Source organism: Pseudomonas sp. KH_046_2 (assembly GCF_057838985.1).
This window is the reverse complement of the sequence record NZ_CM174480.1, coordinates 17020-29412: the sequence shown is the minus strand read 5'-3', so window position 1 is coordinate 29412 and position 12393 is coordinate 17020. Positions and strand designations below refer to the sequence as shown.

At 61.8% G+C, this 12393-nt stretch carries 14 protein-coding genes; 6 read left to right on the top strand and 8 right to left on the bottom strand.

Going from position 1 to position 12393, the window contains the following annotated elements; genetic code table 11:
* Complete coding sequence (gene aroE, locus AC3IX1_RS00135; protein ID WP_489386660.1) at positions 1 to 822, bottom strand: shikimate dehydrogenase; 822 nt, start codon at positions 820 to 822, stop codon at positions 1 to 3.
* A gap of 13 nt (positions 823 to 835) precedes the next feature.
* Entirely contained in the window at positions 836 to 1750 is a 915-nt protein-coding gene (gene hemF / locus AC3IX1_RS00130; protein WP_489386659.1) for an oxygen-dependent coproporphyrinogen oxidase, read from the bottom strand.
* 163 nt (positions 1751 to 1913) lie between these two features.
* Here hemF and AC3IX1_RS00125 point away from each other — a divergent pair, with 163 nt between their 5' ends.
* The gene (locus tag AC3IX1_RS00125; RefSeq protein WP_489386658.1) at positions 1914 to 2891 is read left to right on the top strand and encodes an NADPH:quinone reductase; all 978 of its coding nucleotides are present in this window, start codon (positions 1914 to 1916) and stop codon (positions 2889 to 2891) included.
* A gap of 132 nt (positions 2892 to 3023) precedes the next feature.
* On the opposite strand, the gene tsaC is transcribed toward AC3IX1_RS00125, so the two are convergent.
* The 3 genes from tsaC to AC3IX1_RS00110 all read right to left on the bottom strand — a co-directional run bounded on the left by tsaC (position 3024) and on the right by AC3IX1_RS00110 (position 5648).
* A complete protein-coding gene (gene tsaC, locus AC3IX1_RS00120; protein ID WP_489386657.1) occupies positions 3024 to 3581 on the bottom strand; it encodes an L-threonylcarbamoyladenylate synthase type 1 TsaC in 558 nt (185 codons plus the stop codon).
* 54 nt (positions 3582 to 3635) lie between these two features.
* Positions 3636 to 4742 carry a DNA-processing protein DprA gene (gene dprA / locus AC3IX1_RS00115; protein WP_489386656.1) on the bottom strand — a complete coding sequence of 369 codons (1107 nt, stop codon included), beginning with the start codon at positions 4740 to 4742 and terminating at the stop codon, positions 3636 to 3638.
* Between the two features lie 81 nt (positions 4743 to 4823).
* The gene (locus AC3IX1_RS00110; protein WP_489386655.1) at positions 4824 to 5648 is read right to left on the bottom strand and encodes a peptidoglycan-binding protein; all 825 of its coding nucleotides are present in this window, start codon (positions 5646 to 5648) and stop codon (positions 4824 to 4826) included.
* A gap of 184 nt (positions 5649 to 5832) precedes the next feature.
* On the opposite strand from AC3IX1_RS00110, the gene def reads away from it, so the two are divergent.
* The 5 genes from def (at position 5833) to AC3IX1_RS00085 (ending at position 10523) form a co-directional block, all read left to right on the top strand.
* Positions 5833 to 6339 (top strand): peptide deformylase, encoded by a 507-nt coding sequence (def, locus tag AC3IX1_RS00105; protein WP_008045730.1) that lies wholly within the window; start codon positions 5833 to 5835, stop codon positions 6337 to 6339.
* 57 nt (positions 6340 to 6396) lie between these two features.
* A complete protein-coding gene (fmt, locus tag AC3IX1_RS00100; protein ID WP_489386654.1) occupies positions 6397 to 7356 on the top strand; it encodes a methionyl-tRNA formyltransferase in 960 nt (319 codons plus the stop codon).
* Complete coding sequence (rsmB, locus tag AC3IX1_RS00095) at positions 7353 to 8663, top strand: 16S rRNA (cytosine(967)-C(5))-methyltransferase RsmB (protein ID WP_489386653.1); 1311 nt, start codon at positions 7353 to 7355, stop codon at positions 8661 to 8663. Before fmt ends, rsmB begins: the two co-directional genes overlap by 4 nt.
* Before the next feature lie 22 nt (positions 8664 to 8685).
* Positions 8686 to 10062 (top strand): Trk system potassium transporter TrkA, encoded by a 1377-nt coding sequence (trkA, locus tag AC3IX1_RS00090; protein ID WP_056726763.1) that lies wholly within the window; start codon positions 8686 to 8688, stop codon positions 10060 to 10062.
* A gap of 146 nt (positions 10063 to 10208) precedes the next feature.
* Complete coding sequence (locus AC3IX1_RS00085) at positions 10209 to 10523, top strand: tetratricopeptide repeat protein (protein WP_347909886.1); 315 nt, start codon at positions 10209 to 10211, stop codon at positions 10521 to 10523.
* Here the strand turns inward: AC3IX1_RS00085 and AC3IX1_RS00080 are convergent, their stop codons facing one another.
* The 3 genes from AC3IX1_RS00080 to AC3IX1_RS00070 form a co-directional block, all read right to left on the bottom strand.
* Complete coding sequence (locus AC3IX1_RS00080) at positions 10524 to 10763, bottom strand: PilZ domain-containing protein (RefSeq protein WP_489386652.1); 240 nt, start codon at positions 10761 to 10763, stop codon at positions 10524 to 10526. It abuts the gene before it with no gap.
* Positions 10764 to 10835: 72 nt separating this feature from the next.
* Positions 10836 to 11723, bottom strand: a complete 888-nt coding sequence (locus AC3IX1_RS00075) for a lysophospholipid acyltransferase (protein WP_489386651.1) — start codon at positions 11721 to 11723, stop codon at positions 10836 to 10838.
* A gap of 40 nt (positions 11724 to 11763) precedes the next feature.
* Positions 11764 to 12321 (bottom strand): DNA-3-methyladenine glycosylase I, encoded by a 558-nt coding sequence (locus AC3IX1_RS00070; RefSeq protein ID WP_150728125.1) that lies wholly within the window; start codon positions 12319 to 12321, stop codon positions 11764 to 11766.
* Between the last annotated feature and the right edge of the window lie 72 nt (positions 12322 to 12393).

Below are 12393 nucleotides of genomic sequence, written 5' to 3'. Positions count from 1 at the left end.
TTAAAGGGCCAACTGCCGGCGAAGCTCAGCCAACACTGGCGCCGTTTCCGGACGCACACCGCGCCACAGGAAGAACGCTTCCGCCGCTTGCTCGGCCAGCATGCCCAAGCCATCCATCGCCACCGCCGCCCCGTGTTCGCTGGCCCAGCGACAGAACGAGGTCGGTTCCTTGCCGTACATCATGTCGTAGCACACCGTTTTGCCAGGCTCGATCAGGCTGGCAGCAATCGGCGGCACATCACCGGTCAGGCTCGCCGACGTCGCGTTGATGATCAGGTCCACCGACTCCCGCAACCAGTCGTAGCCGCTGGCCGAGACCGGTCCAAGATCGCAGAACAGCTCTGCCAGCAACTCGGCCTTTTCCACCGTGCGGTTGGCGATGATCACCGATGCCGGCTGCTCGGCCAGCAACGGCTCCAAAGCACCACGTACCGCGCCGCCGGCACCGAGCAGCAGGATGCGTTTGCCCTTGAGGCTGAATCCCGCATTGACCGTCAGGTCGCGCACCAACCCGGCGCCGTCGGTGTTGTCGCCAAGCAGACTGCCATCGGCCAGTTTGCTCAGGGTGTTCACCGCTCCGGCCCGTTGCGCCCGCGCCGTCAGGCTGTTCGCCAGCCGATAGGCTTCTTCCTTGAATGGCACCGTCACATTGGCGCCGCGCCCTTCGAGGAAAAACGTCCGGGCACAGGTGGAAAAGTCGTCGAGCGGCGCCAGCAGCGTGTTGTAGTCCAGCTTTTGCGCGGTCTGCTCAGCGAACAGGCGATGGATCAACGGCGACTTGCTGTGGCCAATCGGGTTACCGAATACGACATAACGGTCCATCAGGTTTCCTCGTTCAGGCTTCGGCCAACCAATCGCGGTCTTGCAGGAAATACTCGGTCAGGCGGGCTTCTTCGCTGCCAGGCTCGGCCTTCCAGTCGTAGCCCCAGCGCACTTGCGGTGGCAGCGACATCAGAATCGACTCGGTACGCCCACCCGATTGCAGGCCGAACAGCGTGCCGCGGTCGTAGACCAGGTTGAATTCAACGTAGCGGCCTCTGCGGAACTCCTGGAACTCGCGCTGCTGGGCGGTGAAAGCATCGTTCTTGCGGCGCTGCACAATGGGCAGATAGGCATCGATGTACGCATCACCGATGGCGCGCATGAAGGCGAAGCTGGTGTCGAAGTCCCACTCGTTCAGGTCGTCGAAAAACAGGCCACCGATGCCACGTGGCTCGTGACGATGCTTGATGTGGAAGTAGCTGTCGCACCAGGCCTTGTAACGCGGGTAGACGTCCGGGCCGAACGGCGCACAGGCCTGCTCGGCGACGCGGTGCCAGTGGATGCAGTCTTCTTCGTTGCCGTAATACGGGGTCAGGTCGAAGCCGCCACCAAACCACCAGACCGGTTCTTCACCTTCTTTTTCCGCGATGAAAAAGCGCACGTTGGCGTGGGAAGTCGGCACGTGCGGGTTGTGCGGGTGAATCACCAGCGACACGCCGAGGGCTTCGAAGCCACGGCCGGCCAGTTCCGGTCGATGAGCGCTGGCAGACGGTGGGAGACCGCTGCCGAAGACATGAGAAAAGTTGACGCCACCCTTTTCAATCACCGCGCCGTTTTCTATCACGCGGGTGCGACCGCCACCGCCCGCCGGCCTGGTCCAGGCGTCTTCGACGAATTGCGTGCCGCCGTCTTCGGCTTCCAGGGCAGCGCAAATGCGCTCTTGCAGGTCGAGCAGGTAGGCTTTTACGGCCTCGGTGCGGGTCGTCATGTCTTCACCTTGAATCGGGCAAAACTACGCGGCGCTCCATTGGAGCTCAGCCTGCGCAAATGGGCCCGTAGCATACCATCGCAAGTCGCCCCTTCGCAGTTGACGAAGATCAAGCTTAGGAGTCCGATAGGGAGCTTGGTAAAACGACCTATGGAGAGTTCTGATGGTAAAGCGTATCCAGTTCCGCGCCCATGGCGGCCCCGAAGTGCTTGAATATGTGGATTACCAGCCCGCCGAGCCAGGTCCGAAGGAAGTGCGTGTGGTCAACAAGGCCATCGGCCTGAACTTCATCGACACCTATTACCGCAGCGGTCTGTACCCGCCACCGTCCCTGCCGTCGGGTGTCGGCTCAGAAGGTGCAGGCGTGGTCGAGTCGGTGGGCAGCGACGTGAGCCGCTTCAAGATCGGCGATCGCGTGGCCTATGGCAGCGGCCCTCTGGGCGCCTACAGCGATGTTCACGTCTTGCCCGAGGCCAACCTGGTGAAACTGCCGGACGCCATCAGCTTCGAACAGGCCGCCGGCGTGATGCTCAAGGGCCTGACCGTGCAGTACCTGCTGCGTCAGACTTATGAACTCAAGGGTGGCGAAACCATCCTGTTCCATGCCGCGGCCGGTGGGGTCGGTTCCCTGGCCTGCCAATGGGCCAGGGCCTTGGGCGTCAAGTTGATCGGCACTGTCAGCTCGGCGGAGAAAGCCGCGCTGGCCAAGGCCAACGGCGCCTGGGCGACCATCGACTACAGCCATGAAAATGTCGCGCAACGCGTGCTGGAATTGACCGACGGCAAAAAAGTCCCGGTGGTGTACGACGGCGTTGGCAAGGACACCTGGTTGACTTCACTCGACAGCGTCGCGCCGCGTGGGCTGGTGGTGAGTTTCGGCAATGCGTCCGGCGCGGTCGATGGCGTGAACCTGGGGATCCTGGCAGGGAAAGGCTCGCTGTACGTGACCCGGCCAACCCTGGGTACTTATGCGAACAACGCCGAGAACCTGCAACGCATGGCCGACGAGTTGTTCGAGATGATCATCGGCGGCAAGCTGACCGTGGACATCAGTCAGCGCTATCCACTGGCTGACGCGGCGAAGGCGCAGACCGAGTTGTCGGCGCGGCGTACGACGGGCTCGGTTGTTCTGCTGCCTTAACATTTTCAGCGCCTGCCTGGCCCTCATCGCGGGCAAGCCCGCTCCCACAAGGATCAGCGGTGACCACAAATTTTGTGAACACCAGAAGACACTGTGGGAGCGGGCTTGCCCGCGATTGGGGTCGCCTCGGTATCAGTCCGGGCGCACAACCCTGGCGGTGGCCAGATCGCGAATCACGCTCGGGTTCTTGCGCCCGCCCAGATTGCCACCCAGCACCAGATCCACCTGACCACGGAAGTACTGCTCGACGCGAATCCGCGTACGTGCCGCCGGGCGCCCCTGCGGGTTGGCCGACGTCGACACCAACGGCCCGACCAGCGCGCACAAGTCCCGCACTAGTGGGTGATCGCTGACCCGTAGCGCCACGGTTTCATGCACGCCGGTAATCCACTGCGGCAGCAGGTTCTGGTGCGGCACCAGCCAGGTGTTCGGCCCCGGCCAGGTACTGGCCATGCGGTCCATCCACAACTCGGGGAAGTCTTCGAAGAGGAAATCGAACTGACGGATGTTGTCGGCGACCAGAATCAGCCCCTTGTCCACAGACCGGCCCTTGATCAGCAGCAGACGCTCCACCGCTTCCTCGTCCCACGGGTCGCAACCCAGGCCCCAGACTGCTTCGGTTGGGTAGGCAATCACCGCCCCGGCGCGAATTGCTTGCGCGGCTTGTTGCACACGCCAACTGTTGACCATGAAAAACACTCCAGACTAAGGCTCTGCGCAGTTTACCGATCTTGTTTATAAAACCTAGCTCACCCGCGCAAACCAGCGCCCGCTTTCGCACACGGCGCGGCCATCCATTTCCAGTTCCGTCAACGCCGCCAGCACTTTCGGCAAGGCCCAGCCGCTTGCATCGGCCAGCGCTTCACTGGTGTGAGGGGCTGCATGCAGCAATTTCAGCAGCGGGTGAGTCGTTGCAGGGGCGAAGGTTTCTGTGGATAACGACAGTCGTTGCCAGCCGCGCAAGGCCTCGAGGATATGTTCGATGGTTTCCACCAGCACCGCACCGTCCCGGATCAACTGATGACAGCCGCGGGCGCCGGGGTGATGGATCGACCCGGGCATCGCAAACACCTCGCGCCCCTGTTCCGCCGCCAGCCTCGCGGTGATCAGTGAACCACTGGCGACACTGGCTTCGACCACCAGCACTCCGAGAGACAAACCACTGATGATCCGGTTGCGCCGGGGGAAGTTGCCGGCGCTGGGACCTGCATCCAGCGGAAACTCCGAAAGCACTGCGCTGCCCGACGCGATCATGGCGTCCGCCAGGCGTCTATTTCGCTGTGGATAAAACTTCTCGAGCCCCGTACCGAGCACACCGACCGTTTGCCCGCCGACGTCGAGCGCGGCCTGGTGCGCGGCGGCGTCAATGCCCAGGGCCAGGCCGCTGGTAATGACAAAACCGGCACCGGCCAGGCTGCGGGAAAACGCGGCAGCGGTGTCCATTCCTGGCCGGGACGCGCGACGGCTGCCAACCATCGCCAGTTGTGGTTTTTCCAGAATGCCCGGATCGCCCGCGACAAATAACAGCGGCGGTGAATCGCTGATTTGTGCCAGCAGTGCCGGGTAGTCCGGTTGGTCCCACATCAGTAAATGCTGGGCCGGATGCTCCAGCCAGGCCAATGCATGACTGGCGCCGTCACGGATCTCGGTGCTACGCCTGGCCTCGGAACAGGCCAGTGGCAAACCCAGCGCGCGCCAGGCACTGGCCGGTGCGCTGATCGCTTTGGACGCCGAGCCAAAGGCTTCAAGCAGCTTCTTGAAACGTGCCGGACCGAGTTCCGGCAAACGGTGCAGACGTAATCGAGCGTCCAGTTCCGCGGGAGAAACCGGTGTAACAGTAGGCAGCGACATGGATCATCCTTGATCGTAATAAGCACCCGTACAAACGGGAATAAGTTGTGGATAACTCTGTTGGTAACTTGTGAAGCACTCTTACGGATTTCGCACCTTGTCCATCACCGACAGCGAGCGCGAAGCGCTGAGCACCAGCCCATAGCTGAGCTTGTCGTAGGTACGGAAAACCATGAGCAAACCGGCGCGCTCATCGGGAATTTTCAACGGCTGACCGGTGATCCGGTCCCGCACGGTTTCGCCGGTCTTCATCACCGCCAGCAGATTGCCTTCGGCCAGGCCGTCGCGCTGTCCCTTGTTCAGCGTAACCACGTCCAACTCGCCAATCTGCGTGACCCCACGCGGCACATCGATGATCAATCCGTTGATTTCGTGGCTCGGTGCGCTGGGCGTGAAGGTCGAATTGATCGCGTGCTCCTCCCCGCTGAACAAGCGATCGCCGAGGCGGACTTCCTGGGTCGTGCGTTGCAACTCCAGGGTGGCGACGTCACCTTCAATGGCCACGACATCGCCGCCGCCGATGTCGTCGGCGTTGATCCCAAGAATCTCCTTGCTCTGCGGATCGGTGTAGACCTTGCCTTGGCGGAAAATGCCGTACGCCGATTGCGCCGGATCGAAATGGCCACGGGCAAAGATACGGTCACCCGCGCCGCTGAGCACGCGTTCGGCATCGCCGGCGACGACGTAGGGTGCCTTGTCGAAATCCTCGGCCTTGTCGACGATGCGGTTGCTCAGCAGAAAGCTGTTGATCGACTTCAGCGCAATGCCGGGTACGGCCTCGGTTACCGGGCTGCTGCGCACCTGAGGCGACAGCTTTATGGTGGGAATATCTTCCCGAAGTTGCACTTGCCCGTACGCCAGACCGGCCGAGGCCAGGAGCAGCAGGGCGAGTAGTGATTTCCTCATGCGGTGAATCCCTTTATTATGTACGTTCGCGTGAAACGCCAGAGCCGTCAGAGGCTCGCTCCCTGCTTGCTTATCAAGACTTGCTTGTCAACAAAAGGGAGCTACGTTTTACAACGGTAGCCTGCATCTTCGGACCGCCAGGCCATCGACCCGACCTTACTTCACACGTGCACAAATCAAGCTTATGGCCATTTTAAACATCCTCGAATTCCCTGATCCGCGTCTGCGCACTATCGCCAAACCAGTGGCCGTAGTGGACGACGAAGTGCGTCAGCTGGTCGATGACATGTTTGAAACAATGTATGAAGCGCCTGGCATCGGCCTCGCCGCTACCCAGGTCAACGTGCACAAACGTATCGTCGTGATGGACCTTTCCGAAGACCGCAGCGAACCGCGAGTGTTCATCAACCCCGAGTTCGAGCCCCTGACCGACGAGATGGGCCAGTATCAGGAAGGCTGCCTGTCGGTGCCCGGCTTCTACGAAAACGTCGATCGCCCGCAACGGGTCAAGGTAAAGGCACTGGACCGCGACGGCCAGCCTTACGAACTGATCGCCGAAGATTTGCTCGCCGTGTGCATCCAGCACGAATGCGACCACCTCAACGGCAAATTGTTCGTCGATTACCTGTCCACGCTCAAACGCGACCGCATCAAGAAGAAACTGGAAAAGCTTCATCGCCAGAACGCCTGATGCCCATCTTCAAAGGCTTGCTGCGGCAAGCCTTTTTCTTTTCAAGAGACGTCACCCATGACTGAGCCACTGCGCATCGTCTTTGCCGGCACCCCCGAATTCGCCGCCGAACACCTCAAGGCCCTGCTCGACAGCCCTTACGAGATCGTCGCGGTCTACACCCAACCGGATCGTCCGGCCGGTCGCGGGCAAAAACTGATGCCGAGTCCGGTCAAGCAGCTGGCGCTGGAAAACAATATCCCGGTGCTGCAACCGCCGACCCTGCGCAACGAAGATGCTCAGGCTGAACTGGCCGCGCTGAAGCCGGACTTGATGGTGGTGGTCGCCTACGGCCTGATCCTGCCGCAAGTGGTGCTGGATATTCCGCGCCTGGGTTGCATCAACAGTCACGCCTCGCTCCTGCCACGCTGGCGTGGTGCGGCGCCGATCCAGCGCGCCGTGGAAGCGGGGGACGCCGAAAGCGGTGTGACCGTGATGCGCATGGAGGCCGGCCTCGATACCGGGCCGATGCTGCTCAAGGTCACCACGCCGATCAGCGCCGAAGACACCGGCGGCAGCCTGCACGATCGTCTGGCCGAAATGGGCCCGCCGGCCGTGGTCCAGGCGATTGCCGGCCTCGCCGCCGCAACCCTGGAGGGCGAAGTGCAGGACGACAGCCTCGCTACCTATGCGCACAAATTGAACAAGGACGAAGCACGCATCGACTGGACCCGCCCGGCGGTTGAGCTGGAGCGTCTGGTCCGCGCCTTCAATCCGTGGCCGATCACCCACAGCACCTTGAACGGCGAAGCCCTGAAAGTGCTGGCCGCAAAACTGGCTGAAGGCAAAGGCGCACCGGGTGAAATCCTCGGCGCCAGCAAGGACGGCCTGATCGTCGCCTGCGGTGAGCAGGCCCTGTGCCTGACCCGCCTGCAATTGCCCGGCGGCAAGGCGCTGAACTTCAGCGACCTGTTCAATAGCCGTCGCGAGAAGTTCGCCACCGGCACTATCCTCGGTCAAGCGGCGGACGCTCAATGAACCCGCGTCTGGCCGCCGCCAAGGCACTCGCTGCCGTCCTGAACGGAAAAGCCTCGCTCAACAGTTCGCTGCCAACGCAGATGGACAAGGTCGAAGACCGTGATCGCGGCTTCACCCAGGACCTGGCGTTCGGCACCGCGCGCTGGCAGCCACGCTTGTCGGCACTGGCGGCCAAGCTGCTGCAGAAACCGTTCAAGGCCGCCGACGCCGATGTCGAGGCGCTGTTGCTGGTCGGTCTCTATCAACTGCTCTACACCCGCGTCCCGGCCCATGCCGCCATTGGTGAAACCGTCGGTTGCGCCGACAAGCTGAAAAAACCTTGGGCCAAGGCATTGCTCAACGCTGTGCTGCGTAACGCTCAGCGCGAAAGCGAAACGATTTTCGCCGAGCTGGAGCGTGATCCGGTGGTGCGCACCGCTCACCCTCGCTGGCTGCAGAAATCCCTGAAGGCATTCTGGCCGGAGCAGTGGGAAGCCATTTGCGCGGCGAACAATGCACATCCGCCGATGATCCTGCGGGTCAACCGTCGCCATCACAGCCGCGATGCCTACCTCGGTTTGCTGACTGACGCGGGAATCGCCGCCACAGCATGTGTGTACAGCCGCGATGGAATCGTGCTCGACGCCGCCGCCGATGTGCGCAGCCTGCCGGGTTTCGCCGAGGGCTGGATCAGCGTGCAGGACGAAGCCGCGCAACTGGCTGCCGATCTGCTCGACCTGGCCCCCGGACAACGGGTGCTCGACGCCTGCTGCGCACCAGGTGGCAAGACCTGCCACATTCTCGAGGCCGAGCCAAAACTGGCGGGCGTCGTGGCGGTAGACCTGGAAGCCAAGCGGCTGGTGCGGGTGCGGGAAAACCTCGAACGCCTGAAGCTCAGCGCCGAACTGATTGCCGCCGACGGCCGCGACACCCAGGCGTGGTGGGACGGCAAGCCGTTCCAGCGCATCCTGCTGGACGCGCCATGCTCGGCCACCGGCGTGATTCGTCGTCACCCGGACATCAAGCTGACCCGCCAACCCGACGACATCGCCGCGCTGGCGCTGCTGCAGGGCGAGTTGCTCGACGCCATGTGGACCACATTGGAGGTGGGCGGCATCCTGCTGTACGCCACCTGTTCCACGCTGCCGACCGAAAACACCGAAGTCATCGAAGCCTTCCTCGCCCGCACGCCGGGTGCCCGGGAACTGGACCTCGCCACGGCGGCCGGCATCAAGCAGCCCCATGGTCGCCAGTTGCTGGCCCAGGAAGGTGGCCACGATGGTTTCTACTACGCCAAGCTGATCAAGATCGCCGCCGCGCGCGGTTAAATGGATTCAATGGAGTGACTGGATGAAAATCATCATCCTCGGTGCAGGGCAGGTCGGCGGTTCGCTGGCGGAACACCTGGCCAGCGAAGCCAACGATATTACTGTGGTCGACACCGATGGCGAGCGCCTGCGCGACCTCGGTGACCGCCTGGACATCCGCACGGTGCAGGGTCGCGGCTCGTTCCCGACCGTGTTGCGCCAGGCCGGAGCGGATGACGCGGACATGCTGGTCGCGGTGACCAACAGCGACGAAACCAACATGGTCGCCTGCCAAGTCGCCCACACCCTGTTCCACACCCCGACCAAAATCGCCCGGGTTCGCGAAGCCGCGTACCTGACCCGCGAAGAGCAGTTGTTCCAGAACGAAGCGATTCCGGTGGACGTGCTGATCAGCCCGGAACAAGTGGTCACCAACTACATCAAGCGCCTGATCCAGCACCCCGGCGCGTTGCAGGTGATCGACTTCGCCGAAGGCAAGGCGCAACTGGTGGCGGTACGGGCGTACTACGGCGGGCCGCTGGTGGGTCAGCAACTGCGGCAGTTGCGCGAGCACATGCCGAACGTGGAAACCCGCGTCGCGGCGATTTTCCGTCGTGACCGGCCGATCCTGCCCCAGGGCGACACGGTGATCGAGGCCGACGACGAGGTATTTTTCATCGCCGCCAAGGCGAACATTCGCGCGGTGATGAGCGAAATGCGCCGTCTCGACGAAACCTATAAACGCATCGTCATCGCCGGTGGCGGGCAGATTGGCGAGCGTCTGGCCGAGGCCATCGAAAGCCGTTATCAGGTGAAAATCATCGAGATGAACCCGGCACGCTGCCGTCATCTCTCCGACACACTGGACAGCACGGTGGTGTTGCAGGGCAGTGCTTCGGACCGCGACCTGCTGATGGAAGAGAACATCGCCGACGCCGACCTGTTCCTGGCCCTGACCAACGACGACGAAGCCAACATCATGTCGTCGCTGCTGGCCAAGCGCCTGGGTGCGAAGAAGGTGATGACCATCATCAACAACCCGGCCTATGTCGATCTGATCCAGGGCGGCGACATCGACATCGCCATCAGCCCGCAACTGGCGACCATCGGCACCTTGCTGGCCCACGTGCGCCGGGGCGACATCGTCAGTGTGCACTCACTGCGCCGGGGCGCGGCGGAGGCCATCGAGGCGATTGCCCATGGCGATGCGAAATCGAGCAAGGTGATCGGCAAGGCCATCGAGAACATCGGCCTGCCGCCGGGCACCACCATCGGTGCGATTATCCGCGACGAAGAAGTGATCATCGCCCACGACAACACCGTGATCGAAGCCGGCGACCATGTGATTCTGTTCCTTGTGGATAAAAAGCATATTCGCGATGTGGAAAAGTTGTTCCATGTGGGGTTGAGCTTTTTCTGAGGTTTTGCAGAGACTGCACTGGCCCCATCGCGAGCAGGCTCGCTCCTACATTTGGAATGCATTCCCCTGTAGGAGTGAGCCTGCTCGCGATAGCAATCTCACTGGAATCCATGAACCCCTGACTCACCTCTATCAAGGAATCCACCATGATCGAATCCCTGGAAAAAATGCTCGCCAAGGGTGTGGATAACTCATTGCTGCGCTTCGGCCTGGGCAAGGGTTATCTGGATCTGGGGGAAAACGCCAAGGCTGCGGAGCATTTCCAACGCTGCGTGGAGTTCGATCCGAAGTATTCGGCGGCGTGGAAACTACTGGGCAAGGCCCATCTGGCGCTGGCGGACTTTACGGCCGCGCGGCAGGCCTGGGAGCAAGGCCTGGAAGCCGCTCGCGCCCATGGCGACAAGCAGGCAGAGAAGGAAATGACAGTGTTCCTGAAGAAGCTCGAGCGTCAGGCGCACTGATCAGAGATAACGCAAACCGATGCCATCGGCATCCACCAGCACCACTTCCATGCGTACTCGCGGTGCGCCTGTGGGTAAGCCCTGTACCTGCCCATAGACCACCGCCCCCCGGGGCAGCGCCGACAGGTTCGGGTGCTTGACGTAAACGCCGGTGGCCGACAGATTGCGTGTCTGCCCCAGGCAATCACCGATGCTTTCGTGAGTGATCTTGATGCGCAATGACTTGCGGTGTTCGGACATCTTCTGCGCCCTTGAGTGAACGGTTGTGGATAACCCCAAGTCCAGGGTTATCCACAGATCATGCCAATTGAATCAATACCAACGCTCTTCACCCGGTGGACGCTTCTTGAAGCGCTTCATGCTCCACATGTACTGGCTCGGGTAAGCCCGCACATAGCGCTCGACCACCTGGCTCATGGCCGCACAGGATTCCGCTGTATCGGTGCTGTACATGGCCTCTGGCGCGGCTTCAAGGATCACCTTGTAGCCCGAACCGTCCGGCAGGCGCAGGGCGTGCAGGAACACGCCGACCGCTTTACCGCCAGCCAACATGTTCGGCACAAACTTGCTGGTCAGCGCCTGAGTGGCGAAGAACGGCACGAAGATCCCGGCGGATTCGGACGGTTCCGGGTCAGCGGGAATGCCCACTGCACCACCTTTGCGCACTTCCTTGATGACGCTGAGGATGCCTTCCTTGGTGGAAGCGGCGACCTTGTTACCCAGTTGCACCCGCTGCTTTTGCAGTAACTCATCCACCGCCTTCAACTTCGGCGGACGATAGAAAATGATCGGTTTGCACTGGCTGCAATAGAAGTGGTTCAGCACTTCCCAGTTGCCCAGGTGGCTGGTGATGCCGACCACGCCTTTGCCGGAGGCGAGGGCGTCCTTCAATATGTCGAGGCCTTCGACCTCGCGCACCAGGTCGATGGAGCGCTGGGCCGGCCAAATCCAGGCGCAGGCGCTTTCGGTCAGGGACTTGCCGATGTCCTTAAGGCTCTGTCCGACTAAACGTTCGCGCTCGGCGGGGTCCATGTCAGGAAAGCACTTGGACAGATTGATCCGCACCACGTCGCGGGAACGGTTCGGGGTTTTCCACATGATCCAGCCAATCGCCGAGCCCACGGCCTGCACGGCCCGCCACGGAAGCAGGGCAAACAGCCGCAGAGCGCCTACCAGCAAGGCGCCTTTCAACTTATCCACAGGTCACTCCTGATTTTGTGCTGTGCGCGAGGCGGCCATTCTAACCGCCGTTCGCCAACTGCGCGTAGCGGTCGCAGTCCCGGGTGTGATCCATGACCATGCCCGAAGCCTGCATCAGCGCGTAGCAAATGGTCGGCCCGACGAACGTGAAACCGGCTTTTTTCAGGCCCTTGCTCATTTCCACGGCGGTTGGTGTCACGGCCGGGACTTCGCTGCGATCCTTGAAATGATTGATCACAGGCACACCACCGACGAACGACCAGAGAAACGCCACCGGATCCTCCAGCGCCAGCCAGGCCTGGGCATTGCGCCGGGCCGCGTTTAGCTTGAGGCGGTTGCGGATGATCCCTGGATCGAGCATCAACTCGTCGATTTCGGCATCGCTCATCTGCGCCACGCGCTGGACATCAAAACCGAACATCACCTGGCGATAATGCTCGCGTTTGCGCAGCACAGTGATCCAGGAAAGCCCGGCCTGGAACCCTTCGAGCAAAAGCAACTCGAACAAACCCTGCGCATCGCGTAGCGGCGTGCCCCACTCCTGATCGTGATATGCCATGTACAGCGGATCTTCGGAACACCAAAAGCAGCGTGGCATAAGGCTCCAGGGGGCGTGCGCAGCAATGAATCGGGTATACTCCCGCTCTTTAAATCGCAGCCCAAGAAACAG

What these genes read in the sequence shown, in the direction of transcription:
- aroE (WP_489386660.1), bottom strand. Translation starts at nt 822, where the DNA reads ATGGACCGTTATGTCGTATTCGGTAACCCGATTGGCCACAGCAAGTCG.
- hemF (WP_489386659.1), bottom strand. Translation starts at nt 1,750, where the DNA reads ATGACGACCCGCACCGAGGCCGTAAAAGCCTACCTGCTCGACCTGCAA.
- AC3IX1_RS00125 (WP_489386658.1), top strand. Translation starts at nt 1,914, where the DNA reads ATGGTAAAGCGTATCCAGTTCCGCGCCCATGGCGGCCCCGAAGTGCTT.
- tsaC (WP_489386657.1), bottom strand. Translation starts at nt 3,581, where the DNA reads ATGGTCAACAGTTGGCGTGTGCAACAAGCCGCGCAAGCAATTCGCGCC.
- dprA (WP_489386656.1), bottom strand. Translation starts at nt 4,742, where the DNA reads ATGTCGCTGCCTACTGTTACACCGGTTTCTCCCGCGGAACTGGACGCT.
- AC3IX1_RS00110 (WP_489386655.1), bottom strand. Translation starts at nt 5,648, where the DNA reads ATGAGGAAATCACTACTCGCCCTGCTGCTCCTGGCCTCGGCCGGTCTG.
- def (WP_008045730.1), top strand. Translation starts at nt 5,833, where the DNA reads ATGGCCATTTTAAACATCCTCGAATTCCCTGATCCGCGTCTGCGCACT.
- fmt (WP_489386654.1), top strand. Translation starts at nt 6,397, where the DNA reads ATGACTGAGCCACTGCGCATCGTCTTTGCCGGCACCCCCGAATTCGCC.
- rsmB (WP_489386653.1), top strand. Translation starts at nt 7,353, where the DNA reads ATGAACCCGCGTCTGGCCGCCGCCAAGGCACTCGCTGCCGTCCTGAAC.
- trkA (WP_056726763.1), top strand. Translation starts at nt 8,686, where the DNA reads ATGAAAATCATCATCCTCGGTGCAGGGCAGGTCGGCGGTTCGCTGGCG.
- AC3IX1_RS00085 (WP_347909886.1), top strand. Translation starts at nt 10,209, where the DNA reads ATGATCGAATCCCTGGAAAAAATGCTCGCCAAGGGTGTGGATAACTCA.
- AC3IX1_RS00080 (WP_489386652.1), bottom strand. Translation starts at nt 10,763, where the DNA reads ATGTCCGAACACCGCAAGTCATTGCGCATCAAGATCACTCACGAAAGC.
- AC3IX1_RS00070 (WP_150728125.1), bottom strand. Translation starts at nt 12,321, where the DNA reads ATGCCACGCTGCTTTTGGTGTTCCGAAGATCCGCTGTACATGGCATAT.